Genomic DNA, 13,914 nt, shown 5'->3' on the forward strand with positions numbered 1-13,914 from the left:
GTGGGCGCAAGGGGAAAACGGGCGCCATTATAGATAATCCATCGCCGTGACGAAACCGTTTGCGTATAAATAAGTGGATTACTTTTCATTGCTTAAAATTCAGCCAGAAATGTTGAATAAGTTGCGCAGTGGCGTTTTGTTAAGCAAAATGCGCCACACCTTTTTGTATAACCTCAACTTTTGAAGCCTGTTGTTAGCGAAGACTCGACGCACCGCAGAAGATTAACTATTTGAAAAGATTTAAGATTAATTATCTGCTCATCGGTGCCGTAACCGTGTTGCTGGCAGTGGCGCTCTGGCCCTCCATACCCTGGTTCGGACAAGCCGAAAACCGTATCGCCGCTATTCAATCGCGGGGGGTTTTACGCGTCAGTACTATTGAGTCACCGCTGACCTACACCCTTTATCAAGGCAAAAAAATAGGCCTCGATTACGAGTTGGCTCAGCAGTTTGCTGACTACCTTGGCGTAAAGCTGGAAGTCACCGTTCGTCCGAATATCCAGGAACTGTTTAATGACATTGACAATAACGATGCCGATGTGATTGCGGCAGGACTGGTCTATAACGCGCAACGCGGTCAGCGTTATCAAGCTGGACCAGCATACTATTCAGTTTCTCAGCAGATGGTTTATCGCATCGGCAGCCCACGCCCCAAAACGCTGGCAGGTGTCAAAGATAACCAACTGGTACTGTCGCCTGGCGTAACTTCACTTAATGCTTTGAACAAGCTGAAAGCAGAAAAATTCCCGGATTTAAGCTGGCGAGTCGATGAACAACACAGCAGCACTGAACTGATGCAAAAAGTGGTTGATGGAGAGATTGCCTTTACCATTGCGGACTCTGTTGCCATCAGCACCTTCCAACGCGTCCATCCACAGCTTGCTGTCGCTCTGGATGTGACCGACGAGCAGCCGGTCACCTGGTTTAGCGCGTTAGATAATGATGATAGCCTTTCCGCGGCGCTACTCGATTTCTATAACCGCCTCAATAGCGATGGCACCTTTGCGCGTCTTGAAGAGAAATATCTCGGTCACGTTGGGGATTTTGACTACGTAGATACACGTACCTTCCTCAAAGCGGTTGATACCGTGCTACCAACGCTTCAGCCGTTATTCGAAAAATATGCCACTGAAATAGACTGGCGTTTGCTGGCGGCGATTTCGTATCAGGAATCGCACTGGGATGATCAGGCCACCTCACCAACTGGCGTGCGCGGGCTCATGATGCTGACCAAAAATACCGCGCAAAGTCTCGGTGTTACTGACCGCTTAGACCCAGAGCAAAGCATTGAAGGTGGGAGTCGTTATCTGAAAGATATGATGTCAAAAGTGCCCGATAGCGTACCAGAGGAGGAGCGTATTTGGTTTGCTCTGACGGCATATAATATGGGGTATGCGCATATGCTTGATGCCCGTCAGCTTACGGCGAAGCAGAAAGGTAACCCGGACAGTTGGGCGGATGTCAAAACTCGTCTGCCGCTACTGAGCCAAAAACAGTATTACAGCAAAACGACTTATGGCTACGCCCGTGGTCATGAAGCGTACGCCTATGTAGAAAATATCCGTAAGTATCACATTAGCCTTGCGGGATATTTGCTTGAAAAAGAGAAACAGGTGGCGCAAGAAGAAAAATATGCCGAAGCTTACCCGGCAGTAGCTCCTGTAGAACTAGCTACTCCGAGCTACGGGCCTTTTCCTTTAGGGCCTTTTTCTCCAGACGGCGGGCTCGAAAAAAATCACTTAACATTGCCGAGCACTCTTCTGCCAGTACGCCCTCAGTCACCATAACCTGGTGATTCATACCAGGGTGCCCTACCACGTCCATCAGAGAACCAATTGCTCCGGTCTTAGCATCACGCGCACCAAACACCAGGTTTCCGATACGTCCATGCACCATCGCACCTGCACACATAACGCATGGTTCGAGGGTGACATAAAGTGTTGTTTCCAGCAGTCGGTAGTTTTGCAGCACCAAACCGCCCTGACGCAACGCCATAATTTCAGCATGGGCTGTCGGATCGTGTCGCCCGATAGAGCGGTTCCAACCTTCACCAATCACCAGGTTGTTATGGACCAGCACTGCACCGACAGGAACTTCACCTTCTTCCCACGCACGGCGGGCAAGGGTTAGCGCATGGCGCATCCAGTGTTCGTGGTTCAATTCGCTTTCTGACAAGGGATTCTCCGGCCTATATTCGGGCGCGCATTATACACAGTCGTTATGCCAGACGGAATTATTCGAGCTGCTGTAACTGACCTTGCGGCGTAACCCGCCAGCGGTGCTGGCAAAAATAGAGCAGAGGGTTATCCTGGTTGCTGTCGCTGTAACCGCTGTAGAGTTGCAAAGGTGTGCCGATTTGCTGTTCCAGCTGTGAGACTTTTTCATGCCCAAGGCAACGTAATGTGAGCACCCACCCACCGTGGGAACGCTTGATTTGGCTGGCAATCAGCTTCACTTTCGGTAACCAGGGAGTATCGAAATACACCTGCTGCACCAGCGGTTGCGGTGAGCCAGTAATCAGCCAGACATCAGCATCTGAGCTTGTCAGGTAATCGGTAAGACGCTGCTGCACAACAGGAAAAGCTGTAACTTGCCCACGGAACCAGGTGACGAAGTTTGCTTCCAACTGCTTGAGGCGCGTTTCGCTATGACCAAAGGTCGCCCCCCACAGTAACAGGCTCATTGGCCAGCGAGCAGCACGTCCTTTAATCAGCAACGCGCCACCTATCACCGGCAAAAGCGGAATGACAAGTAACAGATTGAGAGGCTGATGACGCAGCAGGAAGCGCAAGAAGCTGCCAAACATATCCTGCTGATGAAGCGTGCCATCTAAATCGAAAAATACTACCCGACGCTCACTCTGAGTTGTCAAACGTTACTCCTCTGGATCGTTAAAGCCCATAAACCACGTAAATAAGAACCCTGCGATAACCGCTATCAGAAAGCCTAACAGATAGAGCATCACTTTTCCGGTAACAATGGTTAATGCCAGTGGTAAACCTGAAATGCCAAATGTAATAACCGTCGCCACTTTCCAGTAGCTAATTAATGCCCCGCCAACCGCACCACCCAAACACGCGCCAATAAACGGTTTACCAAGCGGCAAAGTCACCCCGAAAATCAGCGGTTCACCAATACCGAGCAGCCCGACTGGCAATGCCCCTTTGATAAGTTTTTTCAGCCGCTGATTGCGGGTTTTCATGTAGACCGCAAGCGCAGCGCCAACTTGCCCAACCCCAGCCATCGCCAGAATTGGCAGTAAGGCGTTCTGCCCGTGAGTCTGGATAAGCTCAACGTGAATCGGCACCAGCCCCTGATGCAAACCCGAAAGCACCAATGGCAAGAATGCGCCGGAAAGCACCGCGCCAACCACCAGACCACCTTTGTCGATTGCCATTGTGGCGCCGTGAGCAATCGCATCAGAAATCAGGCCACCCAACGGTTGCAAAGCAACAATAGCAATCGAAGCGGTAATCAAAGTCGTCAGGAGCGGGTTGAGGATCAGCTCAATTGAACCGGGCAACAACTTGCGTAAGCGTTTTTCAATCCAGCACATCAACGCTACCACCAGCAACACGGCGATAACGCCGCCGCGGCCAGGCTGGAGGTTTTCACCAAACAGATGGATTTGCGCGAGTTGCGGGCTGGAAAGTATCCCCGCCATCACGCCACCCATCGCCATCGAACCGCCGAATACTTTGGCCGCGTTGACGCCCACCAGAATATTCATGATAGCAAACACGGCGCTACCGAAGATGGCGAGTAAGCCGAGAATGTTCGGGTACTGGGTGGCCATGTCGCCAACAATATCCGGGCGCTTCAGAATGTTGATAATTCCAGTAATCAGACCCGATGCAATAAAAGCTGGAATCAATGGAATAAAGACATTAGCCAGTTTACGCAGCGCTTCGCTCATCGGCGCCTGGTAACGCGCTTTGGCTTGAGCCTTATTCAACGCAATATCATCTTCTGCTGTGATGACCTGCCCGCTGCTTTGCAGCAGCTCGCGCATGGCATCCACTACTTGTGCGGCACGCCCTGGCCCGACAATCAGCTGATGCTGCTGGCCCTGTTTCACATAACCGCTGACACCTGGCAGTTTTTTCAGACCAGCAATATCCAGCAGGTCATCGTCATTCACTTCTACCCGCACGCGGGTCATGCAGTTTTCGAGACGGGCGATGTTTGCCTGCCCACCGATGCCGAGCAAAATCTCACTGGCCAGAGCCGCTGTCTTATCCATGATTCAGTACCTTTATTTTAAGGCGGAGCGGAGATAACCGTGGCTATCAGCCAGGCGCACTTGCGCGGTTTGAGCATCCACGCCGGTGAGTATCATAAGAATGGCGGGTTTTACTTCATAATCAGTTTGTTTGAGTGCGTTTTCGGCATCGATACGAGCAGCACCAGTAGCCTCAACAACAATACGGCAGGCGCGGTCCACCAGCTTGATATTGGTGGCTTTCATATCCACCATCAGGTTCTGGTAAACCTTCCCTAATTTGACCATCGCGCCAGTGGAAATCATATTCAATACGAGCTTCTGCGCAGTGCCCGATTTCAGACGAGTAGAACCGGTCAACGCTTCCGGGCCGACGACCGGAGAAATAGCAATTTCAGCTTCCAGCGCAATAGCGGAACCCGGGTTACAGGAAATGGCGGCAGTACGGCAACCAAGGTTACGCGCATAACGCAGGCCGCCAATCACATAGGGCGTGCGGCCGGACGCTGCAAGCCCAACCACCATATCGTTAACCGTCAGGTCTAATGCTTTCAGATCGTCTTCACCCAATTGCTGGTTATCTTCGGCACCTTCGACGGCTTTCAGCAATGCCCCTGGGCCACCCGCAATTAAGCCAATGACCAAACCGTGCGGAACACCAAACGTTGGTGGACATTCGGAGGCATCCAGAACCCCAAGGCGCCCGCTGGTTCCCGCGCCCATATAAATCAAACGCCCGCCCGCCTTGAGTGATTCACTTGCGGCATCGACGGCAAGGGCAACTTCCGGCAATGTTTTTTCAACTGCCCCCGCCACCAGAGCGTCTTGTTGATTAAAACGCTCGACCATTTCGAGTGTTGAGAGGCAATCGAGATCCATTGTTTGTGGATTACGAGTTTCAGAAACGAGTGAGCCGAGATTCATCATGCACCTTTGAATATTTAATTCCTTAATGTTCCAACATAATGGAATATAAAATTCATTCAGGCGAGCGTAATTTACGTTATTATGGAGCGGCTCACATTATTGACCCGGCAGACTGGAGAGGACATGAACTGTTTACTGCGTATCCGAAGCCGCTACTCAACGCTTGCACAGAGTGACCGTAAACTGGCCGACTTTCTGCTCGAAAAGCCCGACTACGCCCGCCATTTAAGTTCTCAGCAGCTTGCTACTGAAGCCGGTGTGAGCCAGTCAAGCGTGGTGAAGTTCTCCCAAAAACTGGGGTTCAAAGGCTTCCCTGCCCTCAAACTTGCTATCAGTGAAGCGATGGCCAGCGGCCAGCAACCACAATCAGTCGCGGTACATAATCTTATTCTTGGAGACGATCCGCTGCGGCTGGTGGGCGAGAAACTGATCAAAGATAATATGGCAGCGATGCACGCAACACTTGATGTCAACAGCGAAGAAAAGCTACTGGCGAGCGTGAATATGCTGCGCGATGCGCGACGCGTGCTGCTGGTTGGCATCGGTGCATCAGGGCTGGTTGCCAAAAACTTTGCCTGGAAGCTGATGAAAATCGGGATTAATGCAGTGGCAGAGCAAGACATGCATGCGCTACTTGCGACGGCACAAGCCTCAAGCAGTGACGATGTATTACTGGCGATTTCTTATTCTGGTGAACGGCGTGAGATAAACCTCGCGGCAGATGAAACCCTGCGCACCGGCGCGAAGATCCTCGCCATCACAGGCTTTACGCCAAATGCTTTACAGCAGCGCGCGACGCTGTGTCTGTACACCATCGCCGAAGAGCAGGCGACACGCAGTGCAGCAATATCCTCCACCAGCGCGCAGATGATGTTAACCGATTTACTGTTTATGGCGCTGGTACAGAGGGATTTGGAGCACGCACCGAAGCGTATTCGGCACAGTGAAGCACTGGTAAAAAAACTGGTTTGATCGGGGATTGGGCGTATAATGCCCGCCCAGTTTCTGATGTTATCGAGATCTTCCCATGGCGCTACTTATCACTAAAAAATGTATCAACTGCGATATGTGCGAGCCGGAGTGCCCGAACGAGGCCATTTCCATGGGCGATAGTATTTATGAGATCAACGCCGATCGTTGTACCGAGTGCGTTGGGCATTACGAAACGCCAACCTGCCAGAAAGTCTGCCCGATCCCGAATACCATCATCAAAGATCCGGCTCGCATTGAGAACGAAGAGCAACTGTGGGATAAATTTGTCCAGTTGCATCACGCCGACAAGCTTTAGCTCTCAATAATGACTGTTGCGCAGGCATAGTGGCGCTCATCAGCAAGCGTCACATGCACTGAACGCACACCTAATTTTTGCGCGACTCGCTCGGCCTCTTCCCAAAAACGTAATTGCGGTTTACCCAACGGATCGTTAAACACTTCAAACTGGTTAAACGCCAGGCCGTTGCGAATACCCGTTCCAAACGCCTTCGCCGCCGCTTCTTTTACTGCAAAACGTTTTGCAAGAAAGCGCACCGGTTGCTGGTGCGCCTGATATTGCAGCCATTCGTTGGCACTGAGTACACGCTTTGCCAGTCGGTCTCCCGAACGCGAGATAACGCCTTCAATACGCGAAATCTCCACAATATCGGTGCCCAGGCCAAGAATCGCCATTAGCTACGCGCTTCCTGCATCAGGCGTTTCATTTCTGCCACTGCCTCTTTCAGGCCACTCATCACCGCACGGCCAATAATCGCGTGACCAATATTCAGCTCATGCATTTCTGGAAGGCGAGCAATGGCTTTCACATTGTGATAAGTCAAACCGTGCCCCGCATTCACTTTCAGCCCTTTACCAGCGGCGTACGTTGCCGCTTCCGCAATGCGCGCCAGTTCTTTGGCCTGAGTCGCTTCGTCTTTTGCATCTGCGTAGCAACCAGTATGAATTTCGATATATGGCGCACCAACAGCGACAGCGGCATCAATTTGCGCGTGGTCAGCATCAATAAACAGGGAAACCAGAATACCGGCATCAGCCAGGCGTTTGCAGGCATCACGCATTTTATCCAGCTGACCAGCAACATCCAGACCACCTTCAGTGGTCACTTCCTGGCGTTTTTCCGGCACCAGGCAGCAGAAATGAGGTTTGGTTTCGCAAGCAATACCAATCATCTCTTCGGTTACAGCCATTTCAAGGTTCATGCGTGTATCAAGAGTCTGACGCAGGATACGAACATCACGGTCGGTGATATGGCGGCGATCTTCACGCAAGTGAACCGTAATGCCATCAGCACCAGCTTGTTCACAGATAAATGCTGCTTGTACTGGGTCTGGGTATGCCGTACCGCGCGCATTACGTAAAGTTGCGATGTGATCGATATTGACGCCTAACAGTAATTCAGCCATGACAATCCTCGAGGTCAGAACGGTTTTAGTTGAGGCAGTTTACACCGGGTAAGGAAAGCGTGGCTACGGGCCTTGCGTTATTGCGGGTCTTGAGGTGATTTGAGTGGTCGAATTTTGGGCACAAACTGGCGGAACAATTCGCGGCTTTTGAGAGGTTTGCCGCCAAGATAGGGTTTTAAGGCCATACGCGTAAAACGTTTAGCCGCGCGCAACGTGGCGACGTCAGGAAACTCACGGTTAGCAAGCGCTCTTAATTCATGTCCGGTGAAGCTGTAATGATCGACAACAAGGCTTGCGATAAAGCCTTTTTCTTCACGGTATCGATAGGTCATGGTATCGCTGACTTCTTCGCCGCTTCCTGCGCAATGCAAAAAATCCACGCCATAACCCAGATGCCCAAGCAGAGCTAATTCAAAACGGCGTAAAGCGGGTTCGGGTGAACCGCTCGTTCCAGCGAGAGCCTGAATACAGTGGAGATAATCGAAGAATAATTCGGAGAAACGGGTTTCGTCTTCCAGCACGCGTGAAATCAGCTCGTTGACGTACAGGCCGCTGTAAAGCGTGATGCCACTTAGGGGAAGTGCAAGCGAGACAGCTTCGGCGCTACGGAGTGTTTTAACTTCTCCGCGCCCGCCCCAGCGAACCAGCAAGGGGGTAAAGGGTTGTAAAGTCCCTTTGAGATTAGAGCGGCGAGAACGAGCGCCTTTCGCAATTAAACGAACGCGCCCGGACTCTTCAGAAAAAAGATCAAGTAGAAGGCTGGTTTCGCTCCAGGGGCGACTATGCAGGACAAAAGCCCGTTGCCAGCCTTCCATTTTCTTATTTCAGATCGTCGGTATAACCCAGGCTACGCAGCGCGCGCTCGTCGTCTGCCCAACCGGATTTCACCTTAACCCACAGTTCAAGGTGGATTTTGGCTTCAAACATCTCTTCCATGTCTTTACGCGCTTCGATACCGATGGTTTTGATTTTGGCGCCTTTATTGCCAATAACCATCTTCTTCTGGCCTTCACGTTCAACCAGAATCAGGCCATTGATGTCGAAACCACCACGAGCATTCTCTACAAACTGTTCAATTTCAACAGTAACGGAATATGGCAGTTCCGCGCCCAGGAAACGCATCAGTTTTTCACGGATGATCTCAGACGCCATGAAACGCTGTGAACGGTCAGTGATGTATTCTTCCGGGAAGTGATGAATTGCTTCTGGTAGACGCTTGCGAACAATGCTTGCAATGGTGTCTACGTTCATACCGTGTTCCGCAGAAATAGGCACGATATCAAGGAAGTTCATCTGGCTGCCGAGGAATTGCAGGTGCGGCAACAGAATACCTTTGTCCTGAACGTTATCGACTTTGTTCACCGCAAGAATTACCGGCGCGCGCGCGTCACGCAGTTTGTTGAGCACCATCTCATCGTCGGCGGTCCACTTAGTGCCTTCAACCACGAAGATAACCAGTTCAACGTCACCGATGGAGCTGCTGGCAGCTTTGTTCATCAGGCGGTTGATGGCGCGCTTTTCTTCCATATGCAGCCCCGGGGTATCAACGTAGATCGCCTGATACGGGCCTTCAGTATGGATGCCCATAATGCGGTGACGAGTCGTCTGCGCTTTACGGGAAGTGATAGAGATTTTTTGCCCAAGCAACTGGTTTAGCAGCGTGGATTTGCCGACATTCGGGCGACCAACGATGGCCACGAATCCGCAAAAGGTTTGTTCTTCGCTCATTATTCCAGCTCCAGCTTGATAAGCGCCTGCTCAGCTGCAGCCTGTTCCGCTTTACGGCGGCTTGAACCGGTACCAATCACCGGCTCAGGCAGGCCACTCACCTGACAGTGAATGGTAAATTCCTGATCGTGCGCTTCACCACGAACCTGTACGACCAAATAAGCTGGCAGTGGCAAGTGGCGACCCTGCAAATATTCTTGCAGACGCGTCTTAGGGTCTTTTTGCTTATCGCCTGGGCTAATTTCATCCAGACGAGATTGATACCAGGAAAGAATTAAACGCTCAACATTCTGGATATCGCTGTCGAGGAAAACACCACCAATTAAGGCTTCGACGGTATCGGCCAGAATAGATTCGCGGCGGAAACCACCACTTTTCAACTCACCCGGCCCAAGGCGCAGACATTCGCCTAATTCAAATTCACGGGCAATTTCTGCCAGTGTATTTCCACGAACAAGCGTTGCACGCATACGACTCATATCACCTTCGTCTACACGAGGGAAACGATGGTAAAGCGCGTTTGCAATAACGTAGCTAAGAATGGAGTCACCCAGAAATTCCAGACGCTCATTGTGCTTGCTGCTGGCACTGCGATGCGTTAATGCCTGCTGCAACAGATCCTGATGTACAAAAGTGTAGCCCAGCTTACGCTGCAGCCTATTAATTACGATGGGGTTCATGCGATACCAATTAATGAATGCGTCAATTATTCAGCACACGGAACAGACCTGAAAAAGAGAACCAACGCTGTTTCGTTTGCCGTGGCTCCCTTATGGGAGCCAACCTTAATACGGGGGGATATTCTATAGATAACGACATAGAAAGTCGTTATCTGAATGGATTTAATTGATCAATGAATTCCGCCAATACGACTTAAGCGAACACCCGTTGGCCATTCACCCTCTTGTTTCTCAAAACTCATCCAGATAGTGGTTGCTTTACCTACCAGATTTGCCTCAGGAACAAAGCCCCAATAACGGCTATCAGCGCTGTTATCGCGGTTATCACCCATCATGAAATAATGGCCCGGTGGCACAATCCACGTAGCAAGTTGCTGGCCCGGTTGCTGGTAATACATACCCAGTTGGTCTTGAGCGATTGGCACAGTTAAAATACGGTGAGTTACATCACCCAGTGTTTCTTTGCGCTCAGACAGGCGAATCCCGTCTTCTTTAGTCTGATTCAGCGGCAACTGGAAGAAACCAGAATTAGCTTCACTGCCATTACGACGCGCAAAAGTCTGCACAAAATCACTTGGCTCTACATTGCTGTAGGTAATTGGCAGAGCGTTATCACATGCCTGACCTGAACTGCAATTTGGCTGAATAGTGACTTCTTTTGCCACTGGATCGTAACTGACACGATCGCCCGGTAAACCAACGGCACGCTTGATGTAATCCAGACGTGGATCTTGTGGATATTTGAACACCACAATATCACCGCGTTTTGGGTGACCCGTTTCTATGAGCGTTTTCTGGTAAATCGGATCTTTAATACCGTAAGCAAATTTCTCCACCAGGATAAAGTCGCCAATTAATAACGTTGGCATCATTGATCCTGATGGAATCTGGAATGGCTCATAAATAAATGAACGTACGATCAAGACAATAGCGAGCACCGGGAATACGGATGCCCCCGTTTCTAACCAACCTGGCTTAGGTGCGACTTTTTTTAGCGTTTTGCTATCAAGTGCATCACCAGTGGCAGCTTGCGCTGCCGCCTGTTTTTCATGACGCTTTGGCGCAAAGATAAATTTATCAATACACCATAAAAGGCCTGTTACCAGCGTCGCTATCACGAGGATTAGCGCAAACATATTCGCCATGCCAACTCCTTAATTTATTTGCTGTCTTTGCCGACGTGCAGAATGGCGAGGAACGCTTCCTGAGGCAATTCGACGTTACCGACTTGCTTCATACGCTTCTTACCGTCTTTCTGTTTCTGCAACAGCTTTTTCTTACGGCTGACGTCACCGCCGTAGCATTTTGCCAATACGTTTTTACGCAACTGTTTAACAGTAGAACGCGCGATGATATGTGCGCCAATAGCCGCCTGAATCGCAATATCAAATTGCTGGCGTGGGATCAGCTCTTGCATCTTCTCAACCAACTGACGGCCACGGAACTGCGAGTTACCACGGTGCGTGATCAATGCCAGGGCATCCACACGATCGCCGTTAATCAGTACATCAACACGCACCATGTCAGAAGTCTGGAAGCGTTTGAAGTTGTAATCCAGAGAAGCATAGCCGCGGGATGTTGATTTCAGACGGTCGAAGAAGTCGAGAACCACTTCAGCCATTGGAATTTCGTAAGTCAATGCAACCTGGTTACCGTGGTAAACCATGTTGGTCTGCACACCGCGTTTTTCGATACACAGAGTGATAACGCTGCCCAGATATTCCTGCGGCATCAGCATATGACATTCTGCAATTGGCTCGCGCAGCTCTGCGATGTTATTCAGTGCTGGCAGTTTAGATGGGCTATCAACATAGATAGTTTCGCCGGTCGTGGTTTCGACTTCGTAAACTACGGTAGGTGCAGTGGTAATCAGATCAAGATCGTATTCACGCTCCAGACGCTCCTGAATGATTTCCATGTGCAGCAGACCCAGGAAGCCACAGCGGAAACCAAAGCCCAACGCAGTGGAGCTTTCTGGTTCATAGAACAGGGAAGCATCGTTCAGGCTAAGCTTGCCAAGCGCATCACGGAAGTTTTCGTAATCGTCTGAGCTAACCGGGAACAGACCTGCATAAACCTGCGGCTTCACTTTTTTAAAGCCTGGCAGCGCTTTATCTGCCGGGTTACGCGAAAGGGTCAGGGTATCGCCGACCGGTGCGCCGAGAATGTCTTTGATTGCACAAACCAACCAGCCTACTTCACCACAGCCCAGAACATCACGATCAACACGTTTCGGTGTGAAAATGCCCAGGCGGTCAGCGTTATAAACCTGGCCAGTACTCATTACTTTGATTTTGTCGCCTTTTCTCATGGTACCGTTTTTGATACGCACCAGAGAAACAACGCCAAGATAGTTATCGAACCATGAGTCAATGATCAGTGCCTGCAATGGCGCTTCCGGATCACCTTCAGGGCCTGGGATATCACGCACCAGACGTTCAAGAACATCCGTCACACCAAAACCAGTTTTTGCAGAGCAGCGCACAGCATCGGCGGCGTCGATGCCGACGATGTCTTCAATTTCTTGCGCAGCACGTTCAGGATCAGCTGCTGGCAGGTCAATTTTGTTTAGAACTGGAACCACTTCCAGATCCATTTCCATCGCGGTATAGCAGTTTGCCAGAGTCTGAGCTTCTACACCCTGCCCGGCATCCACCACCAGCAATGCACCTTCACAGGCTGCAAGGGAGCGGGATACTTCATAAGAGAAGTCAACGTGGCCTGGGGTGTCGATGAAATTCAGGTGGTAAGTTTCACCATCAGATGCTTTGTAATCCAGCGTAACGCTTTGCGCTTTGATGGTAATACCACGTTCACGCTCCAGATCCATGGAGTCAAGAACCTGGGCTTCCATTTCACGGTCGGACAAGCCGCCGCAAATTTGGATAATACGGTCAGACAGCGTCGATTTGCCGTGGTCGATGTGGGCAATAATAGAAAAGTTTCTTATGTTCTTCATAAATATAGTTTTTTATGCTCGCTATGCGGATTAATTCTTTTTGATGGACACAGCGGTGGACACTCCACGGTAACTACCCCATCAACGACTGGCCTGCATCTTACACTGTAGTGGCTTACTCGTCAGCATATGGGTTCTATACTTTCCATTCGAACTAAAGTGTATATGCGCAGAGGGTAGGATCAGTCTGGTCTCTGTTACATGATGAGTAAAAGCAGGAGCTGGCGGAGGCGATAAAACTGGAGTTTCCTGGCGAAGATATTTAATAATTTGCCTGTCAGCAGGCGCGATAACCGCAACTTGTGAGTTAACTCAAAAAAAAACTCAAGTCATCTCCTTATATGTCGATATTATTTCAGGACTAAAAAGGAGATACAAATGAAAGGAATGTTATTACCGCTTCTGATCGTTTCAGCGTTGTCCGGCTGCGCTGAAACACCAGCTACCTCTGTGCTGAACAACACAACCGAAGAAAAGCCGGTTGTAAACCCCGTAGAATCCAAATACGTTTTTGATCCGGATACTAAAACTCGCGGTACATTTCAAAACTGCAAGGCAATGCTGAAGGTTGATGGGGAACACTCATTGGCCATAATCGACATTTACGATCACGGCATGTTTGTGAAAATCGAATTCAGATCACCGAAAGTTGTGCCTGTGGCTAGCGGGTTAATGACTCCAACGGAAAACGGGTCGTTGCTATATGTGGGCCCGAAGGGGTCGATTCGTTTCGAAAAGATGGTTTTGAAAACCGGGATGCGTGTGTACATGTTTAAGATACCTCGTCAAAACGTAGAGCTGACCTCTGCATGTGACGAAAAGACTTTTAGTCCATTACGCTCCTGAAGGCAGAATAATTAATTATGGAAATCGCCACCAGCAAAGTGGCTTTTTCATAATGTCATCCTGCGATTGAATTGGCTGTTTTGTAATACTGGTTATTTTCTTAATGATCCTACCCGCGAATAGTGGACACGAGACTAAGTAAACTCTTAACCAGAG

General features: G+C 50.1%; 15 protein-coding genes. 4 read left to right on the top strand and 11 right to left on the bottom strand.

Annotated features, from left to right (window positions below; all coding sequences use genetic code 11):
• The first annotated feature begins 230 nt into the window (after positions 1-230).
• Positions 231-1,787, top strand: a complete 1,557-nt coding sequence (mltF, locus tag LVQ77_RS16860; RefSeq protein WP_232905039.1) for a membrane-bound lytic murein transglycosylase MltF — start codon at positions 231-233, stop codon at positions 1,785-1,787.
• Here the strand turns inward: mltF and tadA are convergent.
• The 4 genes from tadA to murQ are packed head-to-tail and all read right to left on the bottom strand — an operon-like array spanning position 1,672 to position 5,146.
• The gene (gene tadA / locus LVQ77_RS16865) at positions 1,672-2,175 is read right to left on the bottom strand and encodes a tRNA adenosine(34) deaminase TadA (protein ID WP_232866063.1); all 504 of its coding nucleotides are present in this window, start codon (positions 2,173-2,175) and stop codon (positions 1,672-1,674) included. The genes mltF and tadA overlap by 116 nt on opposite strands.
• Positions 2,176-2,233: 58 nt before the next feature.
• Positions 2,234-2,872 (bottom strand): phosphatidylglycerophosphatase C, encoded by a 639-nt coding sequence (gene yfhb / locus LVQ77_RS16870; protein WP_034459281.1) that lies wholly within the window; start codon positions 2,870-2,872, stop codon positions 2,234-2,236.
• A 3-nt stretch (positions 2,873-2,875) separates the two neighbouring features.
• A complete protein-coding gene (locus tag LVQ77_RS16875; RefSeq protein ID WP_232905040.1) occupies positions 2,876-4,243 on the bottom strand; it encodes a PTS transporter subunit EIIC in 1,368 nt (455 codons plus the stop codon).
• 12 nt (positions 4,244-4,255) lie between these two features.
• Positions 4,256-5,146, bottom strand: a complete 891-nt coding sequence (gene murQ / locus LVQ77_RS16880) for an N-acetylmuramic acid 6-phosphate etherase (protein ID WP_232905041.1) — start codon at positions 5,144-5,146, stop codon at positions 4,256-4,258.
• Positions 5,147-5,272: 126 nt separating this feature from the next.
• Here murQ and LVQ77_RS16885 point away from each other — a divergent pair, with 126 nt between their 5' ends.
• Together LVQ77_RS16885 and LVQ77_RS16890 are read left to right on the top strand one after the other, a co-directional pair.
• Positions 5,273-6,121 (top strand): MurR/RpiR family transcriptional regulator, encoded by an 849-nt coding sequence (locus tag LVQ77_RS16885; protein ID WP_232866061.1) that lies wholly within the window; start codon positions 5,273-5,275, stop codon positions 6,119-6,121.
• 55 nt (positions 6,122-6,176) lie between these two features.
• A complete protein-coding gene (locus tag LVQ77_RS16890) occupies positions 6,177-6,437 on the top strand; it encodes a YfhL family 4Fe-4S dicluster ferredoxin (RefSeq protein ID WP_064513115.1) in 261 nt (86 codons plus the stop codon).
• On the opposite strand, the gene acpS is transcribed toward LVQ77_RS16890, so the two are convergent.
• From acpS to lepA, 7 genes are all read right to left on the bottom strand, one after another.
• Entirely contained in the window at positions 6,434-6,814 is a 381-nt protein-coding gene (gene acpS, locus LVQ77_RS16895; protein WP_232905042.1) for a holo-ACP synthase, read from the bottom strand. The two genes, LVQ77_RS16890 and acpS, sit on opposite strands and share 4 nt — an antisense overlap.
• Positions 6,814-7,545 (bottom strand): pyridoxine 5'-phosphate synthase, encoded by a 732-nt coding sequence (gene pdxJ, locus LVQ77_RS16900; RefSeq protein ID WP_064560354.1) that lies wholly within the window; start codon positions 7,543-7,545, stop codon positions 6,814-6,816. Before pdxJ ends, acpS begins: the two co-directional genes overlap by 1 nt.
• Before the next feature lie 77 nt (positions 7,546-7,622).
• Entirely contained in the window at positions 7,623-8,360 is a 738-nt protein-coding gene (recO, locus tag LVQ77_RS16905) for a DNA repair protein RecO (protein ID WP_034459297.1), read from the bottom strand.
• A gap of 4 nt (positions 8,361-8,364) precedes the next feature.
• Positions 8,365-9,273, bottom strand: coding sequence for a GTPase Era (gene era, locus LVQ77_RS16910; protein WP_064513120.1), 909 nt, complete (start codon positions 9,271-9,273; stop codon positions 8,365-8,367).
• Complete coding sequence (gene rnc, locus LVQ77_RS16915) at positions 9,273-9,953, bottom strand: ribonuclease III (RefSeq protein WP_151995826.1); 681 nt, start codon at positions 9,951-9,953, stop codon at positions 9,273-9,275. The genes era and rnc overlap by 1 nt, the downstream gene beginning before the upstream one ends.
• 170 nt (positions 9,954-10,123) lie before the next feature.
• Entirely contained in the window at positions 10,124-11,098 is a 975-nt protein-coding gene (gene lepB, locus LVQ77_RS16920; RefSeq protein ID WP_034459309.1) for a signal peptidase I, read from the bottom strand.
• A 14-nt stretch (positions 11,099-11,112) separates the two neighbouring features.
• Positions 11,113-12,912, bottom strand: coding sequence for a translation elongation factor 4 (lepA, locus tag LVQ77_RS16925; RefSeq protein WP_064513124.1), 1,800 nt, complete (start codon positions 12,910-12,912; stop codon positions 11,113-11,115).
• A 378-nt stretch (positions 12,913-13,290) separates the two neighbouring features.
• Here lepA and LVQ77_RS16930 point away from each other — a divergent pair, with 378 nt between their 5' ends.
• Positions 13,291-13,758, top strand: coding sequence for a hypothetical protein (locus LVQ77_RS16930; protein ID WP_232905043.1), 468 nt, complete (start codon positions 13,291-13,293; stop codon positions 13,756-13,758).
• Positions 13,759-13,914 lie beyond the last annotated feature (156 nt).

The sequence above is a fragment of the Buttiauxella cochleicola genome (genome assembly GCF_021282435.1).
GTDB lineage: Bacteria > Pseudomonadota > Gammaproteobacteria > Enterobacterales > Enterobacteriaceae > Buttiauxella > Buttiauxella massiliensis.